Raw genomic sequence first — 26,480 nt, forward strand, 5'->3', positions numbered from 1 at the left:
CGCAACCAAAATGGTCCCGTGGTGTAGCGGTTAACATGCCTGCCTGTCACGCAGGAGATCGCCGGTTCGATCCCGGTCGGGACCGCCATTTTTTTTTTTTGCCGGTGTAGCTCAGTTGGTAGAGCAACTGACTTGTAATCAGTAGGTCGTGGGTTCGACTCCTATCGCCGGCATCATCCCTTGGAGGGGTAGCGAAGTGGCTAAACGCGGCGGACTGTAAATCCGCTCCTTAGGGTTCGGCGGTTCGAATCCGTCCCCCTCCACCATTTTTAGGGGCATAGTTCAACGGTAGAATAGAGGTCTCCAAAACCTTTGGTGTGGGTTCGATTCCTACTGCCCCTGCCAGGTTTCTAGGTACTCGTTATCAAATACTGCCGTGATTATATATAGTGGCGGTTGTGGCGAAGTGGTTAACGCACCGGATTGTGGTTCCGGCATTCGTGGGTTCGATTCCCATCAGTCGCCCCATTTTAATAATTGGGGTATAGCCAAGCGGTAAGGCAACGGATTTTGATTCCGTCATGCCTAGGTTCGAATCCTAGTACCCCAGCCATTCATTTTTTAATACGAGCCATTAGCTCAGTTGGTAGAGCATCTGACTTTTAATCAGAGGGTCGAAGGTTCGAGTCCTTCATGGCTCATCAGTTTTTATAAATGCGCCCGTAGCTCAATTGGATAGAGCGTCTGACTACGGATCAGAAGGTTATGGGTTCAACTCCTGTCGGGCGCGCCAAAAAAGCCTAATAGTATCGGAATGTAGCTCAGCTTGGTAGAGCACTTGGTTTGGGACCAAGGGGTCGTAGGTTCGAATCCTGTCATTCCGACCATCTTTCCTAACAAGGGGCCTTAGCTCAGCTGGGAGAGCGCCTGCCTTGCACGCAGGAGGTCAGCGGTTCGATCCCGCTAGGCTCCACCATTTATATATTACGGAGGTATACCCAAGTTCGGCTGAAGGGATCGGTCTTGAAAACCGACAGGCGGGTAACACCGCGCGGGGGTTCGAATCCCTCTACCTCCTCCATTTTTTTCGGGTCAGTAGCTCAGTTGGTAGAGCATTAGATTGAAGCTCTAAGTGTCGGCGGTTCGATTCCGTCCTGACCCACCATCTGCGGGTGTAGTTTAATGGTAAAACCTCAGCCTTCCAAGCTGATGTCGTGAGTTCGATTCTCATCACCCGCTCCAAAATAATGGGCCTATAGCTCAGCTGGTTAGAGCGCACGCCTGATAAGCGTGAGGTCGATGGTTCGAGTCCATTTAGGCCCACCATTATTCCGAAGTAGCTCAGTTGGTAGTAGCACCTGACTGTTAATCAGGTTGTCGCAGGTTCGAGTCCTGCCTTCGGAGCCACGGCCCCTTGGTCAAGTGGTTAAGACACCGCCCTTTCACGGCGGTAACACGGGTTCGAATCCCGTAGGGGTCATCAAGCATGTTGCACATTCGTGTAACATGCTTTTTTTATGCCAACTATAAGCTAAAAAGGATCACCCTTCGTTAAGGAAGTTTTATTTTTAATGGACGTGTAATAACGTCTATTCCTAAGTATTGCGAAGGGCTTAATCATGCTAAACAAAATTGGCTATGTAACTGAAGATGTCTTTTGTATAACTAATTTCTACATACAAAAAGGTTTTGTCCTCTATAATCCCCCGAAATTTTCATAATAGCTACTTGAAGGGAAGGTATTTATCTTTTCCCTAATCCCAAAAATAATAAGAAATATTGAACAAAGTATTTCATATATAAAATATGTATGTTTTCAGGCGGATTTTTTCGTGGTGATAATAGTTCCATTCCTCTAATATGAGGGTAGATGGAGGAGTTCGATATGAATTTACATGAAGTACAACGATTTTTAGAACTTTATCAAGTAGAACAAAACGAGTCGAAAACATGGCTAGAAAATAAATTACAGCATATTAAAACTGCTGGGAAATATATACCGACAACGGAAGAATTAATTTTTGGTGCACGAGTGGCCTGGCGTAATAGTAATAAGTGTATTGGTCGTCTGTTTTGGCAATCGCTGCATGTTGTAGATGCCCGTGATCTTTCAAATGAAGAGGATATCTTCAACGCTTTGCTTAAACATATTCAATATGCAACAAATGATGGGAAAATCCGTCCAACAATAACGGTTTTTGCACCAGGGAGAGTTCGCATATGGAATCATCAGCTAATCCGCTATGCTGGCTATGAAACGGAATCTGGAATTGTTGGTGATCCGCATTCCGTTGAGTTTACAAAAGTATGTGAATCACTTGGCTGGCAAGGTGAGAGAACAGCATTTGATGTGCTTCCGCTTGTTGTACAGGTGGATGGTAGAGAGCCACAAGTGTTTATAATCCCTGACGAATATGTATTAGAAGTACCGATTCGTCATCCAGAATCTGCTCAAGTCGAGAAGCTAGGATTAAAATGGTATGCAGTGCCGATTATTTCGAGCATGCGCTTCCAAATGGCAGGCATCGACTTTGAGGCAGCTCCATTCAATGGTTGGTATATGGGTACAGAAATCGGGGCACGTAATTTAGCAGATCATGAGCGTTATAATATGCTGCCCGCTATAGCAGAAATTTTCAACCTTGATACAAGCAAACAGGCTTCTCTATGGCGTGATCGAGCATTAGTTGAGCTGAATATGGCCGTGCTACATTCCTTTAAAGAAGATGGTGTGAGCATTGTAGATCATCATACAGCTGCACAGCAATTTAAATTGTTTGAGGAAACAGAAGCAGCAGCAAATCGTGAGGTCACAGGCAATTGGACATGGTTGATTCCACCTCTTTCACCAGCTACAACTCATATTTACCATAAGCCTTATGTTAATGTTTATAATACACCGAACTATTTTTATCAGAAACCATTTTACTAATAGAGAAAGGCAGCTCATTTTAACTTATTTCAGCGGGTGTCCAAACACCCGCTGAAATGAAGTGACCCCAAAAAGTTAGACACGGTTATTTCATTAGGCTGCTTGCTCAAAATGAGTTCGGTATTGTACCGGACTCATTTTTAATTTTGCCTTCATCCGCTTGGTATTATAGTATTCTATATATTTTTCTAATTCTTGCTTAAAATGCGCTACACTTTCGAAGTCCTTATAATAAAGGAATTCGGACTTCAGTATCCCGAAAAAGTTCTCCATCACAGAATTGTCGTAACAGTTTCCCTTACGGGACATACTTTGTTTAATTCCTCTTGTTTGAAGTGCATGGCAGTATTGTTTCATTTGGTAGTGCCAACCTTGATCTGAATGTATCAGAAGTTGGTGAACTTCTGGTAAGCACTCTAACGCCTTCTCTAACATCTCAGAAACAAGTGAATAGGTCGGTCGTGAGCCGATTGTGTATGTAATAATCTCTCGGTTAAATAAATCTAACACAGGCGATAAATATAGCTTTTCTCCAAATAATTTAAATTCCGTAATATCGGTCACCCATTTTTTGTTCGGGGCATCCGCTGTAAATTGACGGTCTAGGTGATTCGGCGCTATTTTTCCTACAGTACCTTTATAAGATTTATATCTTTTCATACGTACACGGCATTTTAAACCTAGCTCTTTCATGATACGTTGTACCTTCTTATGATTTACTATCTTCCCCCGATTCGTTAGCTCATCACGAATACGACGGTAACCGTAAAGACCTTCATGTTCTTCATAAATTGATTTAATTTCAGCTTTTAAATCGGCATCTGAATCAGGACGATTTATACGCTTAACTAAATCATAATACGTACTGCGTGGAATGCCAGCGAGCTTTACAAGTGCTTTCACCGGATATTTGTGCCTTAACTCATAGACTACTTGCGCTTTGTCTTGTTTGGTGATTTTTCCTTGTTTTGAACTAAGGCATTCAACTTTTTTAAATACTCATTTTCCATTTCTAGTTGCTTAATACGTGCTTCTAATGCTTCAACTGATCCTTGAGATAGTGCCTGTTTTGGTTGTTTTTTTGACTCTTTGTTCATGGATGGACGCCCCTTCTGCTTTGGTTCAAGGGCTTCTAAACCACCAAGCTCCAATTGTTTTTTCCAAATATACACGTCTGTGAAATTCGGAATGTTAAAGTGAGCTGCGGTATCCATTAATGACGCACCAGATTGAACCATGTAATTTAGTACGTCTAGTTTAAAACTTACAGGATAATTTGTATAGTTCTTCTTTAAACCAGCCTCTCCGTGTAACTCATAGACTTTCAACCAGTATTGAAATTGCGATCTTGTCACTTTCATTTGTCTTGCGTATTCTTTTAGTGAAATTAATTTAGGATTAAATCCTTGAATAATGGCCAATTTTATTTCAGTTGTAAATCTAGTCATAAAAAAACTGCACCTCCAATTGTTAGAGTGTGTCTAACAATTGGGGTGCAGTTCAAAATAAGATTATGAGCTGCCTTTTTTAATTCACATATTCGTTTTTAGAAGCCCTAAATGAACATAAGAAGAGTATCAATACTACGACAACAAATAACCAACCAGTGGTACTCCAATCACCGAATAAATCATGTAAATAACCAAATAAGATTGGACCAATTGCGGCTAATAAATAGCCTAGTGATTGTGCAAATCCTGATAAATCAGCTGCCTCAAAAGCGGTACGGGTACGTAATGTAAAGAACATCATCGCTAATGAGAATGAGGCTCCACCGGCTAAGCCTAGTAGCACCATCCACAGTATAGCGAGGCTTGTCCATTCCATTACTAGTCCGATAAAGCCAATTAAGTAAAATGCCGTAAACATTAATACGAGAGGTCGTTGAGATGTCATTTTACTAGCGATAATAGGCACAGCTAAAGCCATTGGGACTTGTGAAAATTGCATGATGGAAAACATCCATCCTGCACGATCTGCAGCTAATCCTTGTGCTATATATATTTCTGGAATCCAAGCCGCGGTTGTATAGAATAATAATGACTGAAATCCCATAGCTCCCGCTACTGCCCAAGTAACAGGTGATTTCCATAAAGGTGTACGTTCTTTCGTAGTTTTAACATTAGGCTCAGGCTTATTAAATTTCAACTGTGGAATCCAAATTAAAATGGTTAACGCCACAAGAACAAGTGCGACTGCCAGTGCACCTTGCCAGCCAATTGATGAATGGGCAACAGGATAGCTAATGCCAGCACCGAGACCAGCTGTCAAATTCATCGACATTGTGAAAAAGGCCATAAGTAAACCTACGTGATAGGGAAACTTCAATTTAAGTAATCCTGGAATAAGTACGTTACCGAATGAAATGGCTATACCAATTAGCGCAGTACCAAATACGAGCAAACTAGTTGTGCCGAGGGAGCGTAGTACAATCCCTAGCCCTAAAAGAATAGTTGATAAAAATAATGTTAATTCTAGCCCGAATTTACGTGCGACAATTGGTGCGAAAGGTGAAATAATTGCAAATGCTAGCAAAGGGATTGTTGTTAGAAAGCCTGCTAGTACATAGGATATGCCGAGGTCTTCACGGATAAAGGAAATAATAGGTCCAACAACTGTTAGCGGCATCCGTAATGTCGAGGCAATACAAATTACGCCGATAACTAGTAATAAGGTTGTACCTTTCCAGTTAATTTTCCTACTAGGATAAGTATCGGTATGTTCATGAGTAGTCAAATAAATCCCCCCTGTTAGAACAATTATGATTGAACCACTATACCACTTTATCACAATAATAAAAATAGTGGAAAATTCACAAAATATAGAATATTACTTGAGTTATTGAAATGTCATAGGTCGTATGTTAAAATAAAAAACATCATAAATTTAATAATATGCCTCATGTTTATATTGAGGTAGAGGTCGCGGTATTTAAGAGTATGCTAATGGAAATGACAAGCATTTGAGATATTAGTTGAAAGGAAATACTGCCGAAGTGTGAGGGGACTTGAAAACCTCATGCTGGGGCTGTCTCCGAAAGGAACAGAACTGTCACGTTTGAACAACGTGTTGAGCTATCATTTTGAAAGAACAGAGGATTTATTTAGCCATCACTGCCGTTCATGTGATGGCATTTTTTTGCCTCTTAAAGGAAGGATGCTATATTGTGAGTGAGATAAAAGTCAATCAGCTTGGCCATAAAGCGCCAAAGCTGAAAAAAGAATTGAAAAGCCGTCATATTACAATGATTTCATTAGGCGGTACAATCGGTACAGGATTGTTTTTAGCTAGTGGTGGTGCCATTGCACAAGCAGGCCCTGGCGGTGCACTTCTTGCTTATGCATTAATCGGTATCATGGTGTATTTTTTAATGACGAGCTTAGGCGAAATGGCAGCCTATATGCCATCATCGGGCTCATTTAGTACGTATGCTACAAAATTTGTAGATCCAGCTCTAGGCTTTGCCCTTGGTTGGAACTACTGGTACAACTGGGCAATTACAATTGCAGCAGAAATTTCTGCTGTATCATTAATTATGAAATATTGGTTCCCAGATAGCTCATCAGCACTTTGGACTGTGTTATTTATTGCTGTCGTTTTAACGTTCAATCTATTATCAGTAAAAAGCTATGGTGAAAGTGAATATTGGTTTGCCATGATAAAGGTTGTAACTGTAATCATTTTTATTATCATCAGTTTCTTAATGATTTTTGGTATTTTAGGAGGAAACGCTCCGGTAGGCTTTACGAATTTCTTTATCAGTGATGGACCATTCCATGGTGGATTCCTTGCTACATTTGGTATTTTCTTAGCTGCAGGATTCTCGTTCCAAGGGACAGAGCTACTTGGAATAACAGCAGGTGAAACAGATGATCCTGGTAAAAATATTCCGAAAGCTGTTAAGTCTGTTTTCTGGCGAATTCTTTTATTCTATATTTTAGCGATTGGTGCAATTGGGCTGCTGATTCCATTTACAGACGCACGTTTGCTATCTGAAGATATCGCTGTTTCACCATTTACACTGGTGTTCGACCGTTTAGGAATTGCCTTTGCTGCATCATTGATGAATGCTATCATTCTAACGGCAATGCTGTCAGCGGGGAATTCAGGGCTGTACGCATCTTCTCGTATGCTTTGGCAATTAGCGGTAGATGGACATGCACCGAAATTTTTCGCTAAACTAAGCCGTCGAGGTATTCCGATTTACGCATTAATGGCGACTTTAGCTGTAGGCTCCCTAGCATTTTTAGCTTCATTCTTTGGTGATGGTGTGGTCTACATGTGGCTTCTAAATGCCTCTGGGATGTCTGGCTTTATTGCCTGGCTAGGAATTGCATTTAGCCATTACCGTTTCCGTCGAGCGTTCGAGGTACAGGGCTTAGATCCGAAATTGTTGCCGTATAGAGCAAAGCTATTCCCATTCGGCCCGCTATTTGCCTTTACGGTTTGTATGATTGTTGTTATTGGACAAAACTACAATGCCTTTACGGGGGATACAGTAGATTGGTACGGAGTCCTTGTCTCGTATATCGGTATTCCACTGTTCTTGCTGTTATGGCTTGGCTATAAAATCAAGCATAAAACAAAGATGCTTCCACTTGAGCAATGTGATTTAAAAGTCGATAATGAATAATAAAACTGTCCTGTGAGTCATAAAAAATGACTTGCAGGGCAGTTTTTTTAGTTGAAAAATGAATTTGTAACACCAAACTTACAATCTTGTCAGAGAAAATACTGCCAGTGAACATCTTTTAAGCTCCAAAACCCCGTATCCCCATAATAGCAATCACTGTTACAAATTTGGTTTTTGGGGTCTTCAGATAAGATTACTGGAGAAAATGAAAGGGGACTTAGTTTTGCAAATCGTCCCTCACTTTTGGTGCACAATCTTAATATGGTAAACTGTTATAGAAATGAATAATCGCCAAATATTGGGGATGGCATTTGTTGAAATGTATACCATTTATATAAGTTGATCTTCGTTACGGCTGGGCGACTCCTTGGGGATCAGCGCTAGAGGAACGAAGGCTAAAAGCATCACATCCTGTGATAACGCCTTTGTGACCAACCTCGGTGCTGTTGCTGTCGCTGCGCTTTCGCACAAAAAACCCCTCTGCTGCCGCTACGTTTGCACTACGCTTTCGCGCAGAAAACATCTGTTGGCCCGAGACCCTGGAGCGAGCAACTAGGGGAACGAAGGCTAAGAGCATCACATCCTGTGATAACGCCTTCGTGACCAACATCGTGTTGGCCCAAGCGGCTCATCGGACGCCCCCAGGAAGCTCTGCTCTGCGCGAAAGCGAAGCGTCAGCAACAAATGTTTTAACTGTGCGAAAGCGAAGCGGCAGCAATTGTTTTATCTGTGCGAAAGCGTAGCGACAGCAACAACAAAGCGCCCAGCCGGAACGGAAATCAATCCTCGTTGTGGTAATGATTCATATAAATGGCAAGTCATATATAGACACTTTATGTTGAGAAGAGGTGCATGCACGTGCAAAAGCATATTTTACTAGTAGAAGATGACGAAGCCATTCGTGAAATGGTAGAAAGCTATTTAACAATGGAGGGGTTCCTTGTCACCACTGCAGTAAATGGAGAAGAAGCCTTACACTATTGTTTAAACAATCCTTTTGATTTAGTGATCTTGGATATAATGATACCGAAACTGAATGGATTAGAAGTTTTAAAGATTTTACGAGAGCAAGCATCGCTTCCAATTATCATTATGTCAGCCAAGGATAGTGATGTTGATAAAGCGTTAGGGTTAGGATTAGGGGCAGATGATTATATTGCCAAGCCGTTTTCGATGCTGGAATTCTCGGCACGTGTTAAAGCCGCGATTAGAAGAGCTACAAAATACTCCAGTCAAGTAGAGGATAAGAAAGATCTAGTGGAGATAGACAACTTATCGATAGACCTTGTTAATTTTTCAGTTGAGAAGAATGGACAAAATGTAAAGCTCACGTCAAAGGAATTTGCCATTTTAACGTTATTCGTGACAAATCGTAATCGTGTTTTTACAAAGCAGCAAATTTATCAATTGATTTGGAATGATGCTTACTATGGGGATGAAAATATTATTAATGTACATATAAGAAGATTACGCGAAAAAATTGAAGACGATCCATCCAATCCTAGGTATATTAAAACACTTTGGGGAATTGGCTATAAATTTGAAGGGTAAACTCCATGATTATATTTCTATTACTGATTATTGTATTACTCGTAGGAATTGTTATTTTTCAAGTGAGAGCAAAAAAAAAGCAAGACGCTACTATTCAATACATGCATCAAAAACTGCAAGCAATCATTGATGAACAATCGAGCGAAAAGATTTTAGTGTCGACAGCTAATCAAGAATTACAGCAGTTACTAATCGCGATGAATGCATTGTTAGACCACAATCAAAAAGTGCAAGCAACACATCGGAAAATGGAAGGCTCCATGAAAAAGATGTTGGCCAATATTTCACATGATCTTAAAACCCCTTTAACAGTTGTGCTAGGTTATACGGAAATGCTGCAGCTTAAGCAATCACTTAGTGACGAGGAGCGGCAACGGTTACTCACTGGCGTTCATTCGAAAACATTGGAAGTATTAAAAATAATTCATACATTTTTTGACCTGGCAAAATTGGAGGCTGGAGATACAGATTATCCAATGACGAAAATTAATGTAAGTGAAATTTGCCGGAAAAACATTTTATCATTTTACGATATGATCACGTCGATGGGATTAGAGATTGATATAGCAATACCAGAGATGTCCTTGTATGCACTTGGCAATGAGGAAGCATTAGATAGGGTTTTGAATAATTTATTGTCAAATGCGATTGCCTATGGGGCGGCAGGAAATATCATTGGGCTTACAGTAAGAAATGATGATGCTAATATTTTTATCGATGTTTGGGATCGTGGTAAAGGGATTGACGAATATCATGTTGATAATGTTTTTGAAAGAATGTATACGCTTGAGGATTCCAGAAATAAATCCTTCCAAGGGAGTGGTCTTGGCTTAACGATTACAAAACGTCTTGTAGAATTAATGGAGGGCTCCATCCAACTTTCAAGTATCCAATATGAGAAGACCATTTTTACAATTTCTTTAAAACGAATGACATACTGAGCAGTCATGCTTGTAGAGCAATTATATGGCTTTACAAGCTTTTCTTCTGCGCTTAAGAAATTTGTAAGAATCAAGTAATAAATTAGAGAGTTTCATTTTTTATAATAAGGATAGCTAAATTTAAGGGAGAGATCTACATGACATATATTGTGAAAACAAATCAGCTTACGAAAGTATATGAGGGGAAAGAAGTCGTTTCTGCTGTTACTATGCATGTGAAAAAAGGAGAGATCTACGGTTTTTTAGGTCCTAATGGTGCCGGAAAAACGACAGTTATGAAAATGCTGACCAACCTTACGAAGCCAACGAGTGGAGATATTGAAATCTTTGGTGAGAAATTAAATGACCGCTCATACGAAGTGCTGAAAAGGATGGGGACGATTATTGAATACCCAATTTTTTATGAAAATTTAACGGCAAAGGAAACTTTAGAATTACATTGCGAATATATGGGCTATTATGACAAGAAAGAAATTGCGCATGTTCTAGATTTAGTAAAGCTAACAAACACGGAAAATAAACGTGTAAAAGACTTTTCCCTTGGAATGAAACAACGCTTGGGTATTGCACGTGCAATTATTACGAAGCCGGAACTACTTATTTTAGATGAACCGATTAATGGGCTAGATCCAGTCGGCATTAAAGAGCTTCGAGAGTTATTCAAGATGCTTTGTAAAGAGTATGGCATTACTATTATGATTTCTAGCCACATTTTGGGTGAAATTGAACAGTTGGCAGATACAGTTGGAGTTATTAAGGATGGGAGATTAATGAAGGAAGTATCTATGGACGCTGTCAATCGTAGTCAGTCAAATTATATTGAATTGATTGTTAATGACGGGAAAAAGGCTGCCTTTATTTTAGAAAGTAAATTAAATATTACTAATTTCAAACTAATGGATGACAATTGTATTCGAATTTATGAATTGACAGCTTCGCAAAAAGTGTTATCTAAAACATTGATTGAGCATGATATTGAAATTGAGGGCATTAGCAAAAAAACAAGCTCATTAGAGGATTATTTCTTGAAGTTAATCAATGGAGGTGTCACTAGTGCTTAATTTAATGCGTTTAGAAATGAAAAAATATCATATTGGTTCATATATAAAACGAGCTGTTTTCGCAAATTTTGTAATACTAGCAGTTATGTTTATGCTTATATTTATCACTAAAGTAGAAGGAGATGCAGATTTTAGAACTTATCAGACGGCATTTGGCCTTATAGATTCAGGTGTAAGAGCAGTATTTATTATTTTTGCTAGTGTGTTAATCGCCAAGTTTATTATTGGAGAATTTAAATATAAAACGATCACTGTAGCATTTATGTACCCGATTAATAGAAAAAAACTAATTGCTTCAAAGCTAGCCATTGTTGTTCTTTTTACCTTTAGTGCAATTATTTTATCGACTATTTTTGTCACAGCGATTTTTTGTGCTGTTAGCGAGGTTTTCCAATTGCTTCCGGATACAGTAACGCTCTCATTCATAATACAACGAATTCCCGTTGTGATTATGAATGCAATTTCAGCATCATGCATCGCATTAATACCGTTGTATTTTGGTATGAGAAAATACTCCATTCCGGCAACGATTGTATCATCTATATTAATTGTATCGGTCGTATCATCAAATTCGGGTAACTTCACCTTGTATGATATTATTTTTATACCTATCACTTTAGCCATTATCGGTATAAGCGTGGCCTACTTATCATTTCGAAACATTGAGCAGATTGATATTTAGGGATAAGAAAATAGCGCTTTAAAACTTAAATGCCAGACACAAAACCAAATCAAGGTCTTTGTGTCTGGCATTTTTTTAACCAAATATTGTTTGCCATAATAAATAAAGATTTAAAGTAACGACAATGACCACGACAATCCATCCTAATATAGTTGTAATACGACGATTGACTAGGCTTCCCATGATGTCACGCTTACTTGTAAACAGTACAAGCGGTACGAGGGCAAATGCGATACCAAAGGATAAAATAACCTGACTTAGGACAAGCGCATAAGTCGCATTCACACCAGATGCAATGATAACCAAAGGCGGTAACATTGTAATAGCTCGACGTAAATAAAGCGGTATTTTCTTTCTAATAAAGCCCTGCATCACAACATCACCTGCAAGTGTACCAACTGAAGAACTAGCAAGACCTGCAATGAGAAGGCCAAGACCAAAAGATACTGCCGCCATCGGACCAAGCGCCTCTTTTAATCCGTTATAAGCGATATCTAAATCTTCAACTACTACGCCTTGTGTATGGAATACTGCCGCAGCAATAACAAGCATACTCATATTGATGGCACCAGCAATAATCATCGCGATGATTATATCAATAAACTCAAAACGGAAAATCCGTTTCTTTTCTTCATCATTTCGGCCAACGATACGATTTTGGGTTAATGAAGAATGCAAGTAAATAGCGTGTGGCATGACAGTTGCCCCTAAAATACCTGTTGCAAGTAAAATAGAATCTACACCCTCAAAGCGCGGTGTAAACATGCCCATTGTTACTTCGCCCCAATTTGGCTGTGCTAAAAATGTTTGGAATGCAAATGCTAATACGACAATAAGCACCATGCCAGAAATACCTGCTTCAAACGCTCTAAAGCCTCTGCGCTGTAATTCTAAAATAGCAAATGAACCGACCGCTGTTATCAGCGCTGCAGGCAGCATTGGAATATTGAACAACAAGTACAGCCCTAGTGCCGCACCAATAAATTCTGCAAGGTCTGTTGCAATAATGACCAATTCAGCCTGAATCCATAAAAAGATAGAAGTCTTTTTAGAAAAATGTTCACGTGCTACTTCGGGTAAATTTTTGCCAGTTGCAATGCCAAGCTTTGCAGACAAAGATTGAATTAATACGGCCATTAAATTGGAAAAGGCGATTACCCAAAGTAATAAATAGCCATATTGTGAACCTGCTGTAATATTCGTTGCGAAGTTGCCTGGATCAATATAGGCAACCGCAGCGATGAAGGCTGGACCAAGAAACGGTAAAATGCGTCGCCAGCCTGTTATATCTCCATCTAAAACCGCCTCAGCAGACGATTTTGTCATTCGTTTGTAAACCATGTTGTTCCCTCATTTCAAAAAGTATCACAGGTGAAATAAAGTTTCCTATAGGAAAATGTTATATTCCTATTTTATAGCTAGAACTAAAAAATGTGAAGGAGTTTGCTCAATTTTTTACTGAATTCAAAATGTTTTTGATATAGTAATCAACTTTAATGGAGGAATTCCGCTTGTGAATCAATGTATGGAAGCAGCATAGCAGAATATTCGATTCATTTGAAAATGATTCAAGGATGAATGTACTTAGCTTCTTTAAAAGTGGGAATATACTTAAAAGGTAGCTTTTTTAACTTCTTTCAGCGAGTGTTTTTTTGTAGCGAAAGCGAAGCGGCAGCTACAGGTGTCTAAATACCAGCTGAAATAGAGGAACTCAGGCTAAGAACATCACATCCTATGAAAACGCCTGGGACCAACATCGTATTGGTAAGCCGATTCCGGATGTAATTATGCCGAGGCATAATTGATTGATTTTCAATTCGGGTATTCATATATTTTCTACTAGTTTTAAAGCATTATTCTTCAAATAAAAGTTCATCATCAAAAAGTTTGGGGTGACGTTTGTTAAAACATATGCGATGTATATAAGTTGAATGAAGTGGAGACTGCATGCCTCTAGGAAGGCGCCGAGTCGGAATGAAAATCAATCACACCCCATTGTAGTGGGCCTAAATAGAAATGTTCAAAATAGCAAGTGAAAAAATTTTTTGTAAGCATTATTTTCATCTTTACTTTTTTTAATTACAGGCGTAATATGACATCATTATAAAAGTTTCAAATTTCTAAATCGCTGAAGCAATGACGCGGGGGACCCAATTTTTACGGATTACATAGGTAATCCTTGGGGTGAATCTCTTCATTTATTGAGGGGTAGGGCTACTCAGGCCCGAATCCGACAGCTAACCTCGTAAGCGTTAAGAGCAGAAAAGTGGAGCTTGGCAGACGAATGAGCGTCTACAAGTCTTATTTAGTGATGACTTGTAGGCGTTTTTTATCTTCATTCTAAAAATGAAACAAGGCCCCGTAAACAGCACAAAAACCGATTATGCTAAAGCGTAATCGATTTAGAAATGCGAAACACATTCTATGGAACTAGAAGGTGTAGAAAATGAAATCTTCATTAAAACGTTATATTATCGGTAAACCATTAAGATCTGAAGCGTTAGGGGAACAAAAGCTTAGTAAAACAAAAGCACTTGCCATACTATCGTCCGATGCGTTGTCATCAGTTGCGTATGGACCTGAGCAAATTTTAATTGTACTTATGACAGTGAGCACTGTTGCTTTTTGGTATTCTTTACCGATTGCTGCTGGGGTAGTTGTGTTACTGACAGCACTTATTTTCTCGTATCGTCAGGTTATTTTTGCGTATCCACATGGTGGTGGAGCTTACGTAGTTTCTCGGGAAAATTTAGGTGTCAATGCGGGTCTAGTCGCTGGTGGATCATTGCTTGTCGATTATATTTTAACAGTTGCGGTAAGTGTATCGGCTGGAACAGATGCCATTACTTCGGCATTTCCAAGTCTGCATTCCTATAATGTGATAATCGCTGTGTTTTTTGTTATATGTTTAACGCTTTTAAACCTGCGTGGAGTCACAGAATCTGCATCCATTTTAGCGTATCCTGTTTATTTATTTGTGATAGTGATGCTGATGTTAATCGGAGTAGGGGCTTATAACGTAATAACTGGGCAAGTTCCAGCGGAGTTGCATCCAAAGGTCGGTACACCAGTTGCGGGTATCAGTCTATTTATATTATTAAAGGCATTTGCATCAGGAAGCTCAGCTTTGACTGGTGTTGAAGCAATCTCAAATGCTATTCCTAATTTTAAAGATCCAGCGCCGAAAAATGCGTCTAAAACATTATTAGCTATGGGCGGTATTTTAGCAGTGTTATTTATTGGTATTGTGAGTCTAGCTTATTTTTATGGAGTTGCTCCCAATGCAAAAGAAACGGTTGTTTCACAAATCGCGGAGGCAAGTGTAGGTCGTCATATCTTTTATTATATAGTACAAGGAACAACAGCGATGATATTAGTGCTTGCTGCGAATACAGGTTATTCAGCCTTTCCTTTACTAGCTGTCAATTTATCGAAGGACGGTTTTATCCCAAGAATATTCCAGATACGTGGGGATCGACTTGGTTATTCAAATGGCATCATGATGCTTGGTTTAGCGGCCATTGTTTTAATCATTTTATTTGATGGAACAACAGAGCATTTGATTCCGCTTTATGCAGTTGGTGTGTTTATTCCGTTTACTTTAGCGCAGGCTGGAATGATGCGAAAATGGTGGCGTGAAAAGCCAAAAGGTTGGGTGGCTAAATTTTCGATCAATACAATTGGAGCGGTCATTTCCTTTATTGTAGCGATGATGTTTTTTGTGACGAAATTGCCTCAAGTATGGCCAGTGTTTATCTTTTTACCAATTATTATTTGGACGTTCCACCGGATTAAACAGCATTATAAAACAGTTGGTGAACAATTAAGATTAGATAATGAGGAAATACCAAATGTGGAGGGGAATGTCTTCATTGTACCTGTCGCTGGTATTACGAAAGTAGTCGAAAACACATTGCATTATGCGCAGTCACTACACGTTGATAAAATTATTGCCTTTTATGTAGCCTTCGATCAAGCGGATGCAAAAGCGTTTGAGGAGAAGTGGAAAGCTTGGCAACCAAATATACGGCTTGTCACATACTATTCACCATATCGAAGTATTACACAGCCATTAATGAAATTTATTGATAAGGTTGAACATCAATGTGCGAAAACAGGCCATCAAGTAACAGTTATCATCCCACAGTTTTTACCGAAAAAAGGATGGCATCATATGTTACACAATCAATCAAGTCTATTAATTCGCACGTCGCTGTTATTTCACAAAAATATCGTTATTATGACTGTGCCCTTCCATTTATCAAAATAATGACTAGCAAGCTCGAAAATTGTCTGATATAATCATAACGTTGATTGTAAAACACGAACGTTTACAATTGAAAGTCAGTAAAATAATAGTAAATTCCGAAAAAAGCAGACTTTGTTCAGTGTGAGATACAAGCACATACCGAATAAAGTGCCATTTTTGGAAATAACGCCATGGCTTATTAAGATCAGGAAGTTCTTACAGCTTAATACTATTTCACTCATATAATAGCGAGAATATGGCTCGCGAGTCTCTACCGATTTACCGTAAAAAAATCGACTATGGGTAGCAATGCTTTAGAAGACTTTATATAAGATGTTTTCTATTCGTTTCGACGTTTTTACGCTGAATGCTTTGCTCCACTCGTAGATGACTGGAATCAAAGTATTCAGCGTTTTTTATTACTTGGAATGAGCATTTCTTCTATAATAACGCCTTCGTGACAACGATATCGTGTTACTGACGCTGCGTTAGCACGGCGCTTTCGGTTATTTGCTCATAAAAATTTATTACTATAAGAAAGAAGGATATAAAGGAAATGAAGTTATTACACGACAAAATTGTGCAAGAAGGTAAAGTTCTATCTTCATCTGTATTAAAAGTAGACTCGTTTTTAAATCATCAAATTGACCCAATGCTTATGAAAGAAATTGGTCATGAGTTTGCCACTCGATTCTCTGATCAAGTGATTACAAAAATATTAACGATCGAATCTTCAGGTATCGCACCATCTGTTATGCTAGGGCTTGAAATCGGTGCTCCTGTAGTGTTTGCACGTAAACGTAAATCATTAACACTATCAGATAATCTTTATAATTCAAAAGTACATTCTTTCACAAAAAATGAAACGAACGATATTTCAGTTTCACGTAGTTTCTTAAATGAAGATGATAACATTCTAATTGTAGACGATTTCTTAGCTAATGGGGAAGCTGTCAAAGGTTTGCTTGATATCGCAGCACAAGCTGGTGCAAATGTTGTGGGTGTAGGCATTGTTATTGAAAAAGGCTTCCAAGACGGTGGGAAATTATTACGCCAGCAAGGGGTTCGCGTGGAATCATTAGCAATTGTAGATTCTCTTGAGGATGGTAAAGTAACATTTGCTGCGGAGGCTAATGCGTAATGAATACCGTTAAATCGACGACGCTAGCTATTCAACATTTACTTGCGATGTATGCAGGTGCCATTTTAGTGCCACTGATTATCGGTGGGGCAATTGGCTTTGATTCAAGACAAATGACGTATTTAGTAGCGATTGACATTATGATGTGTGGGATCGCAACGCTTTTACAAGTGTATTCAGGTAAATTTATCGGTATTGGTTTGCCGGTAGTACTAGGCTGTACATTTACAGCGGTTAGTCCGATTATTGCAATTGGTACTAATCCTGAACAAGGTATTACTGATATTTATGGATCTATTATTGCATCAGGTGTAATCATTATGATTATTGCAGGCTTTTTTGGTAAGTTAGTAAAGTTCTTCCCGCCAGTTGTTACAGGCTCGGTCGTGTCGATTATCGGTATCTCTTTATTACCAGTAGCTTTAAATAATATGGCAGGTGGACAAGGCGCAGAAGACTTTGCATCGGGTTCGAATGTAGCTTTAGCGTTTATTACATTGGTCATTATTTTAGTCGTTTATCGTTTTTCTACAGGCTTCATTCGTGCAATTTCCATTTTAGTCGGATTAGTTGCCGGGACAATCCTAGGAGTATTTATGGACAAGGTTGATTTTAGTCCAGTTTCAGATGCTGCCGTATTACACATGGTTCAGCCATTTTACTTCGGGATGCCAACATTTAATGCATCTGCGATTATTACAATGACACTTGTAGGAATGGTTTCTTTAGTAGAATCAACAGGGGTTTATTTTGCGCTAAGTGATATTTGTAAGAAAAAATTAGATTCAAAAGATTTAGCACGTGGATATCGTTCTGAAGGTCTTGCCTCTGTGATTGGCGGTATTTTCAACGCCTTCCCATATACAACATTTTCACAAAACGTGGGACTAACACGTATGTCAGGCGTAAAAGACCGTAAAGTCATTTACATTACAGGTGGTTTACTAGTAGCACTTGGTTTCCTACCAAAAATCGCAGCATTAACAACGATTATTCCAACACCAGTACTTGGTGCGGCAATGTTAGCGATGTTCGGTATGGTAATAACTCAAGGTATGGGCATGTTAGTACCTGTAATGAATGAATCAGCGGAGAACGCTATGATTGCTGCGATTGCAGTTAGTCTTGGTGTAGGCGTATCGGTTGTTCCGGGGATTTTTGATGCACTACCAGAAAGTGTATCTCTTCTAACATCTAACGGTATCGTTTGTGGTTCTGTTACGGCGATTATTCTTAATATTTTATTCAACATGATTGGGCCTAAGCATAAGGAAGACCCGATGCATGGAGAAGTTTAAAAATTTAATAACGTTCATCTAAATACCTCGCATATTTTGATGAAAAGAACGTTGCCGCCTACTTTTATCTATTGATTTAGATTTAAGGAGGTGGCATTTTTTTATGCGGAAAAAAGCCTGTTTCTACAGAAAAACTTCTTCATGGAACAAGCTACCCCTGACGGAATTGCTTTTTAGCTGTTAAAGCAGTTAATACAATATTTGTAACGAAGAGATATATAAAACTAGTAATGGACAACAGTATAAGCGTAGCTGCTTCTAAATTAAAATCATCCTCTGTTATATTTAAGGTGGAACCTGTGCCTAAAGACATCGCGGTGATTAATGCAACTGATGGTAAAACGATTAAAATACTTAAACATAACGCAATGATATTGACCACTAAAATCGAAGTTTTCCACAATTTAATATTATTCATCGTTTTCTTTGATAAATAAATAATATTAATTATATATAACAGTGTTACTAAGATAAAAGGTAATATACATTTTAATAAGAATAATAACATTCCAAGCACCTCGCTCTTAAACTATTTTATTTGAGTCAATTACCCAATGTAGTGTAATTTTGCACTATTGATGTCATTTTTCAATTCACTTTCTTTTAAGCCGCCTTTTTTATGACGCGCAGTATAATAGAAGAGGATTGAAATGAATGCGGATTTAAACTGCTCAGCGGATGTCCATACACCTATTGTAATAGAGGAAAGCTGTGTTTCTAAAGATAAAGTTTGTGGAAGAAGTCAGTGCTATATTTTGAAAAGAGATGATATAAATGAATGCTTTTTTAATAGGAGGCAAACAAGGATTTATTCGGATAGAAATCATTGAGGTATTTGGATTTCCGAATGAAACTAGTTATTTGGGCGGATACGAAGTGAAAGGGAAAATTGATATAAAAAGTGGTAACTATTTTGTGAAAGATGCAGAACTATGGTTTTCAACTGGTCAGATCTATACGTTTTTTAGCCAACTTCAAAAATGTTTTAAGCAATTGAATGGAAGTGTGACTTTTACAGACTCAAGTTCTAATATTGAGTTTGAAATGCATTTTAATCGATTGGGGCAGATTACTATAGAAGGGTATTTCCAAGAATTTTTGAGTGAAGAAAATAAACTACATTTTGAATTTGAAAGTGAACAAAGCTATTTGTTATCTTCGTTTGAAGAGTTAAGAAAGATAGTTGCCCATTATGGCGGTTTAGAAGGTAAAAGGAGATAGTTGTGTCTTATTGTACTTACAGGCGCAATAGCTGATGGTAAAAATTGGTTATTGTAATACGAATGAATATAGAATATTATGAACCTTATGGAAGGGAGGGTTATAAATGAATTTAAAAACTGCTAAAGAAGTTATTGAAGAACTACATGTAATTATGGAGTCACATATGTCTTCAGAAGAAAAAATGAAATTGGAAGTTTGGCTAAAAGAGTATTACATAGATGAACTAATAAAGAATAAAGTACCGATGAATTCGGATTGCTAGTCATTTAAATAGGGCACTTCTTTTCGGAGTTGTCCATTTGGTTCTGTCACTGCGATTATCCGCAACATTTTGTTCAATATAATTGGGCAAAGCATAAGAAAGACCTGATGCATGGGAAGCATAAAGGATTTCTATAATAAACAAAATGTCATCTACTTTTATAGTAGGTGGCATTTTTTTATGAAAAGTAGATGTTTAAATTTTAATTGTTAGGGAATCTAGGGAATTGGACGGGAGTTCTTTGTACAAGCGGATTTTGAACGATGCCGAGACATAATTGTTGAGAAGAATGCAAGGCAATGTCTGAACATACATTTATAAATATCTGGCTTGTGGGTGTTATTTGTAGCGGGGAGGTGCTCTACTTTCGCCAGCGGAAATCAGCGTCTAATAGATAGTTAAGGTAACGCACTTCTAGTATATAAAACTACTTATTGAAAGGTCTCTTACAAATGCAAAGTATATTTTTGATTGTATTACTTCAATTAATTTATGTGCCTTTTTTAACGTTACGTACAATATTTTTAGTGAAGAACATTACGTTCCTTGCTGCCATATTCGGTATGCTGGAAATGTTAGTGTATGTATTTGGCCTTTCTCTTGTTTTTAATGGAGACCAAAGTATTTTAGCGATGGTTGTTTATGCTGCTGGTTTTGGTTTAGGTATTTTTCTAGGTGCTAAAATCGAGCGGAAACTAGCGATTGGCTATGTCTATGCGACAATCAATACGCAGAATAAAAATGAAGAGCTCGTGAATTTTCTTCGTAATGAAGGCTTTGCTGTGACAATTTATGTTGGTGAAGGTAGGGATAGTAATCGCTATAAATATGAAATATTAACAAAGAGAAATCGCGAGACAGAATTGTTTCAAATTGTGGAGCATTATGAACCAAATGCTTTTATTATTTCTTACGAGCCTAAATCATTTAAAGGTGGATTTTTGCTGAATCGAATGAAGGCAAAAAACAAATAGTTTTTTCCTAGCCCTCTGTGTATATGCAGAAGGGCTTTTTTGGTTCATCACCAAAAGTTGTGGATGACTTTGTTAAAACGTCTATTATGTTAATAAGTTGATTGGAGTGGAGGCTGGACGCCCCCAGGAAAGCGCCAAGTCGGAACGGAAATCAACCACACGTTTTGGTGATGATCCATTTTTTGTATTCACACAATTTATAGAGGAATTTAGCGACCGAGCTCGATAAAAAATATTAATACAATTACACCGACAGACGTGAACAATAACATGTTCAAATTGATTTTTTCATACTATAAAAACATGCAAGTCTCGGAGGGGTGTTGTATGTATTTTTTTACGAAAGGCTTGGTCATTCTCATAGGAAGTGCTGCGGTATCATTAGGAATTAATTTATTCTTAACGCCCTATCAAATTTTAGATGGGGGAGTTGTAGGGATAGCGCTTATTTTACATTATTTATATAAGCTTAAAATAGGTTTAATGATCATCATTATTAGCATTCCAATCTTTATCGTTTCTTGGTATAAATACAGGGCATATTTTTTCAATAGTATACATGGATTATTTGTATCTTCTCTTAGTATCGATTTACTAAAGCCTGTTCGGAATCTTATTCAGGTAGATGCCATTTATAGCGCCATATGTGGAGGGGTCCTTATGGGGTTTGGTGTCGGCTTGATGCTTAGATTTCAGACAAGCACTGGTGGCACAGATTTGATTGGACAGTTTTTAAGTGATAAAACTGGAATTAATGTCGGGATCCTTATTTTTATAATCGATTCCATCGTCATTGTCATAGGGGGACTGCTTTTATCTTCCAGTACATTATTGCTTTCAATTATTACAATTTTGGTAGTAGGGATTACTACAAGCATCATGACTAGTCGTGTTTAAAATAATATAAAAAATAGCTTCAGTAGCACTGAAACTATTTTTTATCGAGAGCTCTTCATCATTCGCTTTTTAGGATGTGCAGGCTTTACTTCTGCTATTAATATGGCGAGTAAAATCATGATAGCCCCTATAACCATACGGCTTGTTAATACTTCATGTAAGAAAATAACGGATAGCACCATGCCGAAGAAGGATTCTGTGGACAGGATAATAGCTGCCTTTGTAGCAGACGTATATTGATTCGCGACATTTTGAAAAAGATAGGCAAGGGTAGTTGAGAAAATGGCTAAATAAATAATCGAATAGATGGCTTCTTTTTCAAGAGTAGTTGGGATATCGCCTTGACTGACTACGACCAAAACACCTAAAAAAGATGCTGTGATAAATTGAATGATCGTCAGGGCAATGGCATCTTCCTTTTGGACAAATAGGTTTGTACAGAAAATATCAAAGGCAAAGGCGACAGCGCAAGCTAAGGAAAGCGCATCTCCGATATTCATCGTCAGTGAACCCTGTAAGGATAATAAACCGATTCCTACAATAGCTATCATCGAACCGATAATTTCGTAGCCATCTATACGCCTCTTGTATACCGCGAACGCAATTAATGGAACAATTATGACATTTACAGCAGTTAAAAATGCATTTTTAGAAGGTGTTGTATATTGGAGCCCTACTGTTTGAAGGGCGAAGGCAATATACAAAATGGTCCCTAACAAAATACCTTTCCAGATAACGGATTTAGAAGCTTTTTTTAATCTAAATCCAAATAAGACTGTCAGTATAATCGAGGCTAATAAAAACCTACCTGCCATTACTTGATAGGCTGTTAAATATTCCAATGCAATAGCCGTTATTACAAATCCGCTACCCCAAACGATTGCAGTGACTAATAGCATACCATCAGCTATGTATTGTTTCATCGTTCTTCCTCCTAACTTCAATAGGATAGCACGAAATGGAAAAAAATAGTTTGATTTTAATTCTAAAAATTCAGGCGTTTTTTTGTACTTATTCCAAAGCTTTCATTCGACATTCATTTTGCTATGTATTAAGTACAATTTAACGGCTGCCGCTATACGCTCATAAAAAACATAATCATTTTCTAAAGGTGCTACTAGCTGACGTATTTTTGCCATGCGATAACGGATCGTGTTTGGATGGCAGAAATGAGCAACGGCTACTTCTTTAATATTTCCTTGTTTTACAACATAGGTGATTGCTGTTTTCATTAAATCCGGATCAACCTTTGCCTTAAGTAGGGGACCAAGATAGCTATTTACATAGTCTATAGCAAATGTAGCGTCCTTACGATGCAATTCAATTAATAACCAATCGGAAGCAAGGTTCTCATAATGACATATAGGAGTCGATTTAATTTCAGCCATAATACGTGCATAAAAGGCTTCACGAACAGCAAGAGGGAATTCTGATTGTGTTAGGTGACAACGACTATAGCCAAAGGTCAATGAATTCGTCGAGATTGCGTACATCGTTAACCATTCATTGAGAAGTTTTTCAAATTGAAATTGCTGTGATGAATGGGTCATTACAATAAAGAGACTCTTTTTATAGCTACAAATCATACCAGATTTCAATAGAGGATCTAATTGAAAAAGGGAGTGCATCCATTGGCTATTTGCATGATCCTGCGATTGAATGTTAGCAACAAATACATACTTGTCGAAGGGCTTATTGATTTGCTGTAAAATAGACTTTATTTGTTCATCTGTTACGTCTTCCTCCAATAGACGTCGCAGAATCGTTTCTAAAAAGAACGAGTAGTCCTGTGTTTTTGCATAGGCCATCGTTTCTAAAATAATCTTTTCAAAAAATTCATCTCCGCCAAATCGCAAGATCGGAAAATTTTGTTCGTCTGCATAGGCTAACACTTCCTCGGGTAACTCCTCATAGATGACAGGTTTATAAGCTAAAGCACTTGCCCCCAGCTCAATTAGGCTTTTCACGGCATTCCATAAATATTCTGGCTTGTGCTTTGCGAATAATAAACTGCTTAACACAACGCAATTCGGTGTGAAAATCGTTTCCCTCACCGTTTGAATATCGGGTGAAAATTCAAAATCTAGAATTTCAACATTTTGAACAGGTTTATGTAAACCATTGCGACCGGCAACAACTGTAAATTCCTTTGTAATAGGCAGTTGTAAAAAGTTCTCTACGTTCATTACAATATCAAGCAACCTTTCTTATGATGGAGTTTCTATTATTCATTATAGAAGTAATTGTCGGTAAAACACTATTAGTATCGCTGATAGGATACAGTGAAATAGCTGATAAGGTAATGCGAATCGTTGATAAGCCATCCAAAAACCGCCGATAAAACCACTAACCTTTGCTCGACCTGCCTTCTCTACATCCTAAATTTATACTACTCTATCAAATGATCAAAAAAGCTTATTTTTATCAGGCGATGCAAGCTATTGAAAAGGAAATCTAGTGCTAGAGACATCTGTTTTTACATGAAATTCACAGTGTTTTTACAATGAAAGCGTACAATAGATCCTAATAACCGATTTAAGAGGTGCGAGAATGGAATCTGCTGTGAGTCAAAGCATAAAAACAAGTAATTTATTTTCTTATTTAAAGTATTTATATGGGCAGCATCAAAACAATGCTCTCTATATAAAACGTTTAAAAGCATTGAAAGAAATAATTCAGGACAAGAATTTACATACTTTTTTTCAACCTATCGTCGATTTACAGACGAGGCAGACGGTTGGTTTTGAGGCACTAAACCGTCCGGAGCCTTCAGAATTGTTTAATAGTGTCGATCAGTTTTATGAATTTGTTGGGCGAACGGACTGTGTATTTTTATTTGAATGCTTTTGTCGTAATCTTTCATTACAACGCTTCAAAGAACGACTGCACGAGGAATGGCTAAACAGAGATTTTTTAGTATTTGTAAATATACATCCTAATGTGTTACTAGATAAGAACTATCATAGTGGTGAAACGTTGCAATTATTAAAGGAGCTTGGCATAAAACCACAGCAGGTAGTGTTTGAGCTAACTGAACGCAGTGCGGTGGTAGATTTTGTAGAGTTTGAACGTGTATTATCACATTATCGATCACAAGGCTATCGAATTGCAGTGGATGATGTGGGTTCAGGCTACAATAGCTTGAAAACGCTTATTTACTTAAAGCCAGAATTTATAAAACTAGACCGTTCTTTAATCCAATTTATTGATAAAAACAGCGAGCAGCAGCAGCTTGTCACATTGCTGATGAAATACGCAGAGCAGGCTGAGACGAAAATTATTGCAGAGGGTATTGAACGCCAGGAAGAGCTTGATTATTTACATAGTATTGGAATCCACTACGCGCAAGGTTACGCGATAGGGAAACCCGCAAAGGAAATACATTTGGGGAAAATAAGGATGGATGACGATGAAGATAGGGGAAGTCATAGAAAACGTTCCTTGTATTGATGAATTTGTGAAAAATAACGAGGTGGATTTACTTTTTACAAGTAATCCGTCATTACGTAGTGTTGTCGTTGTTCGAGATGACAAACCAATTGGGCATATTACACGTACACATTTCTATCAAAAAATTGGTACACGCTATGGCTATAATTTATTTATGGGTCGGCATAATCAGCTTATTATGAAAGAAAATCCTTTAATCGTAGATCGCAATATACCTATAACAGAGGTCAGTACGTTAGCAATGTCTAGACCTCCAGAGGACTTATATGATGATGTGGTTGTAACAAGGAATGACTTATATTACGGTGTAGTAAGTATTCGGGAGCTACTGTTAAAGCTCGTAGACACACAAGTAGCCATTGCTAGCTTTTTAAATCCATTAAGTAGTCTTCCAGGCAATAAATTAATTGATGAAAAGCTAGAGGAAGCATTGCAGCTATCAAAATATAGTTTAATATATTTTGATTTAGATCACTTTAAATCATACAATGACACTTACGGTTTTAATAAAGGGGACAAGATTTTATTGTATTTAACAGATATTTTGAAAAGAAATATTGTAGGTGCAGAAGATTTTTTAGGACATATTGGTGGAGATGATTTCGTTGCGATTCTTCCACATTATGAGGCCGCCCCAATCTGTCAAAGAATTATTGATGAGTTTGATGCATTCATTTTAAGCTTTTATGATGTAGAGGATTTAACTTGCTTACAAGTACAAAATAGAGCTGGTAAATTAGAGCCTTTATCTTGTACGACGCTATCGATCGCGGTTATTACTAATCAAAATCAGCAATTGGAATCTATTGACCAATTGTCAGATGCGGTGACACGTGTGAAAAAACAATGTAAAAAAATTTCGGGAAGCTGTTACCTTATTAACAACAATGGAAAAGAAGCCTACCTCGTTCATTAAACGAAGTAGGTCAGACTATGGGCATGCTCGCAATAATTGGAGCGTGCCCATAGTCTTTTTTCATAACGGACGCTTTTCACGATGGGGAGATGGGCGGCTTTTACTGTACATATATGATGGCGTCATTTGCTGAAAGAAGTTAAATTTCAATAACAGTTGTGCTACATGCGATTTTTATCAATTTTGGTTTTTAGGGCATAATCTAAAGAAATGAGCTGCTTTACTTTAGGAAATTATTAATCTTAATAAAACTTACTTGAATTATCGGGATTAAGGGTATATAATTCGATTTACATTATAATTAAACGTCTTAGGAGGCTGTCCATTGT

At 37.9% G+C, this 26,480-nt stretch carries 21 protein-coding genes, 16 tRNA genes and 3 riboswitches; of the genes, 31 read left to right on the top strand and 6 right to left on the bottom strand.

Features of this window, described 5'->3' with window-relative positions:
* Nucleotides 1-12 precede the first annotated feature (12 nt).
* The 17 genes from ACQKMI_RS20410 to ACQKMI_RS20490 all read left to right on the top strand — a co-directional run bounded on the left by ACQKMI_RS20410 (nucleotide 13) and on the right by ACQKMI_RS20490 (nucleotide 2,872).
* Nucleotides 13-88 (top strand) — tRNA-Asp (locus tag ACQKMI_RS20410).
* A gap of 12 nt (nucleotides 89-100) precedes the next feature.
* Nucleotides 101-173: transfer RNA gene (locus tag ACQKMI_RS20415), tRNA-Thr, on the top strand.
* 9 nt (nucleotides 174-182) lie between these two features.
* Nucleotides 183-266, top strand: a tRNA-Tyr gene (locus ACQKMI_RS20420).
* Nucleotides 267-271: 5 nt separating this feature from the next.
* A tRNA-Trp gene (locus tag ACQKMI_RS20425) sits at nucleotides 272-345 on the top strand.
* A gap of 47 nt (nucleotides 346-392) precedes the next feature.
* A tRNA-His gene (locus ACQKMI_RS20430) sits at nucleotides 393-468 on the top strand.
* A 10-nt stretch (nucleotides 469-478) separates the two neighbouring features.
* A tRNA-Gln gene (locus ACQKMI_RS20435) sits at nucleotides 479-553 on the top strand.
* A gap of 15 nt (nucleotides 554-568) precedes the next feature.
* A tRNA-Lys gene (locus ACQKMI_RS20440) sits at nucleotides 569-641 on the top strand.
* A 15-nt stretch (nucleotides 642-656) separates the two neighbouring features.
* A tRNA-Arg gene (locus tag ACQKMI_RS20445) sits at nucleotides 657-733 on the top strand.
* A 17-nt stretch (nucleotides 734-750) separates the two neighbouring features.
* Nucleotides 751-827, top strand: a tRNA-Pro gene (locus tag ACQKMI_RS20450).
* 13 nt (nucleotides 828-840) lie between these two features.
* Nucleotides 841-916, top strand: a tRNA-Ala gene (locus ACQKMI_RS20455).
* A 12-nt stretch (nucleotides 917-928) separates the two neighbouring features.
* Nucleotides 929-1,021 (top strand) — tRNA-Ser (locus ACQKMI_RS20460).
* 8 nt (nucleotides 1,022-1,029) lie between these two features.
* Nucleotides 1,030-1,105 (top strand) — tRNA-Phe (locus tag ACQKMI_RS20465).
* Nucleotides 1,106-1,108: 3 nt separating this feature from the next.
* A tRNA-Gly gene (locus ACQKMI_RS20470) sits at nucleotides 1,109-1,182 on the top strand.
* Nucleotides 1,183-1,189: 7 nt separating this feature from the next.
* Nucleotides 1,190-1,266: transfer RNA gene (locus ACQKMI_RS20475), tRNA-Ile, on the top strand.
* 4 nt (nucleotides 1,267-1,270) lie between these two features.
* Nucleotides 1,271-1,347: transfer RNA gene (locus ACQKMI_RS20480), tRNA-Asn, on the top strand.
* A 1-nt stretch (nucleotide 1,348) separates the two neighbouring features.
* Nucleotides 1,349-1,420, top strand: a tRNA-Glu gene (locus ACQKMI_RS20485).
* 405 nt (nucleotides 1,421-1,825) lie between these two features.
* A complete protein-coding gene (locus tag ACQKMI_RS20490) occupies nucleotides 1,826-2,872 on the top strand; it encodes a nitric oxide synthase oxygenase (protein ID WP_427491883.1) in 1,047 nt (348 codons plus the stop codon).
* Between the two features lie 93 nt (nucleotides 2,873-2,965).
* Here ACQKMI_RS20490 and ACQKMI_RS20495 read toward each other — a convergent pair.
* Together ACQKMI_RS20495 and ACQKMI_RS20500 are read right to left on the bottom strand one after the other, a co-directional pair.
* A protein-coding gene (locus ACQKMI_RS20495) for an IS3 family transposase (protein WP_427491886.1) occupies nucleotides 2,966-4,320 on the bottom strand; the annotation gives its coding sequence in 2 pieces (ribosomal slippage) (nucleotides 2,966-3,867 and nucleotides 3,867-4,320; 1,356 coding nt in all).
* A gap of 79 nt (nucleotides 4,321-4,399) precedes the next feature.
* Nucleotides 4,400-5,608: a CynX/NimT family MFS transporter gene (locus ACQKMI_RS20500; RefSeq protein ID WP_427491888.1), complete on the bottom strand. Its 1,209-nt coding sequence runs from the start codon at nucleotides 5,606-5,608 to the stop codon at nucleotides 4,400-4,402.
* A 172-nt stretch (nucleotides 5,609-5,780) separates the two neighbouring features.
* Nucleotides 5,781-5,957: riboswitch (Lysine riboswitch) on the top strand.
* Nucleotides 5,958-6,038: 81 nt separating this feature from the next.
* On the opposite strand from ACQKMI_RS20500, the gene ACQKMI_RS20505 reads away from it, so the two are divergent.
* The 5 genes from ACQKMI_RS20505 to ACQKMI_RS20525 all read left to right on the top strand — a co-directional run bounded on the left by ACQKMI_RS20505 (nucleotide 6,039) and on the right by ACQKMI_RS20525 (nucleotide 11,740).
* Complete coding sequence (locus tag ACQKMI_RS20505; protein ID WP_427491890.1) at nucleotides 6,039-7,505, top strand: amino acid permease; 1,467 nt, start codon at nucleotides 6,039-6,041, stop codon at nucleotides 7,503-7,505.
* A gap of 858 nt (nucleotides 7,506-8,363) precedes the next feature.
* Nucleotides 8,364-9,056 carry a response regulator transcription factor gene (locus tag ACQKMI_RS20510; protein ID WP_427491892.1) on the top strand — a complete coding sequence of 231 codons (693 nt, stop codon included), beginning with the start codon at nucleotides 8,364-8,366 and terminating at the stop codon, nucleotides 9,054-9,056.
* Nucleotides 9,057-9,061: 5 nt separating this feature from the next.
* On the top strand, nucleotides 9,062-9,997 hold the full coding sequence (locus tag ACQKMI_RS20515) for a sensor histidine kinase (RefSeq protein WP_427491894.1): 936 nt from the start codon (nucleotides 9,062-9,064) through the stop codon (nucleotides 9,995-9,997).
* 137 nt (nucleotides 9,998-10,134) lie between these two features.
* Nucleotides 10,135-11,058 carry an ABC transporter ATP-binding protein gene (locus tag ACQKMI_RS20520; RefSeq protein ID WP_427491896.1) on the top strand — a complete coding sequence of 308 codons (924 nt, stop codon included), beginning with the start codon at nucleotides 10,135-10,137 and terminating at the stop codon, nucleotides 11,056-11,058.
* Nucleotides 11,051-11,740 (top strand): ABC transporter permease, encoded by a 690-nt coding sequence (locus ACQKMI_RS20525; RefSeq protein ID WP_427491898.1) that lies wholly within the window; start codon nucleotides 11,051-11,053, stop codon nucleotides 11,738-11,740. The genes ACQKMI_RS20520 and ACQKMI_RS20525 overlap by 8 nt, the downstream gene beginning before the upstream one ends.
* A 75-nt stretch (nucleotides 11,741-11,815) precedes the next feature.
* On the opposite strand, the gene ACQKMI_RS20530 is transcribed toward ACQKMI_RS20525, so the two are convergent.
* Nucleotides 11,816-13,081 carry an Nramp family divalent metal transporter gene (locus tag ACQKMI_RS20530; RefSeq protein ID WP_427491900.1) on the bottom strand — a complete coding sequence of 422 codons (1,266 nt, stop codon included), beginning with the start codon at nucleotides 13,079-13,081 and terminating at the stop codon, nucleotides 11,816-11,818.
* 775 nt (nucleotides 13,082-13,856) lie between these two features.
* Nucleotides 13,857-14,006: riboswitch (cyclic di-AMP (ydaO/yuaA leader) on the top strand.
* 180 nt (nucleotides 14,007-14,186) lie between these two features.
* Here ACQKMI_RS20530 and ACQKMI_RS20535 point away from each other — a divergent pair.
* From ACQKMI_RS20535 to ACQKMI_RS20545, 3 genes are all read left to right on the top strand, one after another.
* On the top strand, nucleotides 14,187-16,010 hold the full coding sequence (locus ACQKMI_RS20535; RefSeq protein WP_427491902.1) for an APC family permease: 1,824 nt from the start codon (nucleotides 14,187-14,189) through the stop codon (nucleotides 16,008-16,010).
* A 197-nt stretch (nucleotides 16,011-16,207) separates the two neighbouring features.
* Nucleotides 16,208-16,309, top strand: a riboswitch (purine riboswitch).
* A gap of 236 nt (nucleotides 16,310-16,545) precedes the next feature.
* The gene (locus ACQKMI_RS20540; protein WP_323651023.1) at nucleotides 16,546-17,130 is read left to right on the top strand and encodes a xanthine phosphoribosyltransferase; all 585 of its coding nucleotides are present in this window, start codon (nucleotides 16,546-16,548) and stop codon (nucleotides 17,128-17,130) included.
* Nucleotides 17,130-18,428, top strand: coding sequence for a nucleobase:cation symporter-2 family protein (locus ACQKMI_RS20545; protein WP_427491904.1), 1,299 nt, complete (start codon nucleotides 17,130-17,132; stop codon nucleotides 18,426-18,428). Before ACQKMI_RS20540 ends, ACQKMI_RS20545 begins: the two co-directional genes overlap by 1 nt.
* Nucleotides 18,429-18,579: 151 nt before the next feature.
* Here the strand turns inward: ACQKMI_RS20545 and ACQKMI_RS20550 are convergent, their stop codons facing one another.
* Complete coding sequence (locus ACQKMI_RS20550) at nucleotides 18,580-18,831, bottom strand: hypothetical protein (protein WP_427491906.1); 252 nt, start codon at nucleotides 18,829-18,831, stop codon at nucleotides 18,580-18,582.
* A gap of 371 nt (nucleotides 18,832-19,202) precedes the next feature.
* Here ACQKMI_RS20550 and ACQKMI_RS20555 point away from each other — a divergent pair, with 371 nt between their 5' ends.
* The 4 genes from ACQKMI_RS20555 (at nucleotide 19,203) to ACQKMI_RS20570 (ending at nucleotide 21,785) form a co-directional block, all read left to right on the top strand.
* Nucleotides 19,203-19,649: a WapI family immunity protein gene (locus tag ACQKMI_RS20555; protein WP_427415154.1), complete on the top strand. Its 447-nt coding sequence runs from the start codon at nucleotides 19,203-19,205 to the stop codon at nucleotides 19,647-19,649.
* Nucleotides 19,650-19,755: 106 nt separating this feature from the next.
* Nucleotides 19,756-19,914, top strand: a complete 159-nt coding sequence (locus tag ACQKMI_RS20560) for a hypothetical protein (protein ID WP_427415153.1) — start codon at nucleotides 19,756-19,758, stop codon at nucleotides 19,912-19,914.
* A 452-nt stretch (nucleotides 19,915-20,366) separates the two neighbouring features.
* Nucleotides 20,367-20,888 (top strand): DUF2179 domain-containing protein, encoded by a 522-nt coding sequence (locus ACQKMI_RS20565; RefSeq protein WP_427491908.1) that lies wholly within the window; start codon nucleotides 20,367-20,369, stop codon nucleotides 20,886-20,888.
* A gap of 327 nt (nucleotides 20,889-21,215) precedes the next feature.
* Nucleotides 21,216-21,785, top strand: coding sequence for a YitT family protein (locus tag ACQKMI_RS20570; protein WP_323651029.1), 570 nt, complete (start codon nucleotides 21,216-21,218; stop codon nucleotides 21,783-21,785).
* Between the two features lie 41 nt (nucleotides 21,786-21,826).
* Here the strand turns inward: ACQKMI_RS20570 and ACQKMI_RS20575 are convergent, their stop codons facing one another.
* Both ACQKMI_RS20575 and ACQKMI_RS20580 read right to left on the bottom strand, forming a co-directional pair.
* Nucleotides 21,827-22,708, bottom strand: a complete 882-nt coding sequence (locus ACQKMI_RS20575) for a DMT family transporter (RefSeq protein WP_427491910.1) — start codon at nucleotides 22,706-22,708, stop codon at nucleotides 21,827-21,829.
* A gap of 102 nt (nucleotides 22,709-22,810) precedes the next feature.
* Nucleotides 22,811-23,971: a PucR family transcriptional regulator gene (locus tag ACQKMI_RS20580; RefSeq protein WP_427491912.1), complete on the bottom strand. Its 1,161-nt coding sequence runs from the start codon at nucleotides 23,969-23,971 to the stop codon at nucleotides 22,811-22,813.
* A gap of 364 nt (nucleotides 23,972-24,335) precedes the next feature.
* Here ACQKMI_RS20580 and ACQKMI_RS20585 point away from each other — a divergent pair, with 364 nt between their 5' ends.
* Both ACQKMI_RS20585 and ACQKMI_RS20590 read left to right on the top strand, forming a co-directional pair.
* The gene (locus ACQKMI_RS20585; protein ID WP_427491914.1) at nucleotides 24,336-25,235 is read left to right on the top strand and encodes an EAL domain-containing protein; all 900 of its coding nucleotides are present in this window, start codon (nucleotides 24,336-24,338) and stop codon (nucleotides 25,233-25,235) included.
* Complete coding sequence (locus tag ACQKMI_RS20590) at nucleotides 25,195-26,151, top strand: GGDEF domain-containing protein (protein WP_427491916.1); 957 nt, start codon at nucleotides 25,195-25,197, stop codon at nucleotides 26,149-26,151. The genes ACQKMI_RS20585 and ACQKMI_RS20590 overlap by 41 nt, the downstream gene beginning before the upstream one ends.
* The last annotated feature ends 329 nt before the right edge of the window (nucleotides 26,152-26,480 follow it).

Source organism: Lysinibacillus sp. NPDC097214, assembly GCF_050277945.1.
Taxonomy (GTDB): Bacteria; Bacillota; Bacilli; order Bacillales_A; family Planococcaceae; genus Lysinibacillus; species Lysinibacillus xylanilyticus_B.

Coding starts and splice junctions, on each gene's coding strand:
- ACQKMI_RS20490 (WP_427491883.1), top strand. CDS start 1,826: ATGAATTTACATGAAGTACAACGATTTTTAGAACTTTATCAAGTAGAA.
- ACQKMI_RS20515 (WP_427491894.1), top strand. CDS start 9,062: ATGATTATATTTCTATTACTGATTATTGTATTACTCGTAGGAATTGTT.
- ACQKMI_RS20520 (WP_427491896.1), top strand. CDS start 10,135: ATGACATATATTGTGAAAACAAATCAGCTTACGAAAGTATATGAGGGG.
- ACQKMI_RS20530 (WP_427491900.1), bottom strand. CDS start 13,081: ATGGTTTACAAACGAATGACAAAATCGTCTGCTGAGGCGGTTTTAGAT.
- ACQKMI_RS20535 (WP_427491902.1), top strand. CDS start 14,187: ATGAAATCTTCATTAAAACGTTATATTATCGGTAAACCATTAAGATCT.
- ACQKMI_RS20540 (WP_323651023.1), top strand. CDS start 16,546: ATGAAGTTATTACACGACAAAATTGTGCAAGAAGGTAAAGTTCTATCT.
- ACQKMI_RS20545 (WP_427491904.1), top strand. CDS start 17,130: ATGAATACCGTTAAATCGACGACGCTAGCTATTCAACATTTACTTGCG.
- ACQKMI_RS20555 (WP_427415154.1), top strand. CDS start 19,203: ATGAATGCTTTTTTAATAGGAGGCAAACAAGGATTTATTCGGATAGAA.
- ACQKMI_RS20560 (WP_427415153.1), top strand. CDS start 19,756: ATGAATTTAAAAACTGCTAAAGAAGTTATTGAAGAACTACATGTAATT.
- ACQKMI_RS20565 (WP_427491908.1), top strand. CDS start 20,367: ATGCAAAGTATATTTTTGATTGTATTACTTCAATTAATTTATGTGCCT.
- ACQKMI_RS20570 (WP_323651029.1), top strand. CDS start 21,216: ATGTATTTTTTTACGAAAGGCTTGGTCATTCTCATAGGAAGTGCTGCG.
- ACQKMI_RS20575 (WP_427491910.1), bottom strand. CDS start 22,708: ATGAAACAATACATAGCTGATGGTATGCTATTAGTCACTGCAATCGTT.
- ACQKMI_RS20580 (WP_427491912.1), bottom strand. CDS start 23,971: ATGAACGTAGAGAACTTTTTACAACTGCCTATTACAAAGGAATTTACA.
- ACQKMI_RS20585 (WP_427491914.1), top strand. CDS start 24,336: ATGGAATCTGCTGTGAGTCAAAGCATAAAAACAAGTAATTTATTTTCT.
- ACQKMI_RS20590 (WP_427491916.1), top strand. CDS start 25,195: ATGAAGATAGGGGAAGTCATAGAAAACGTTCCTTGTATTGATGAATTT.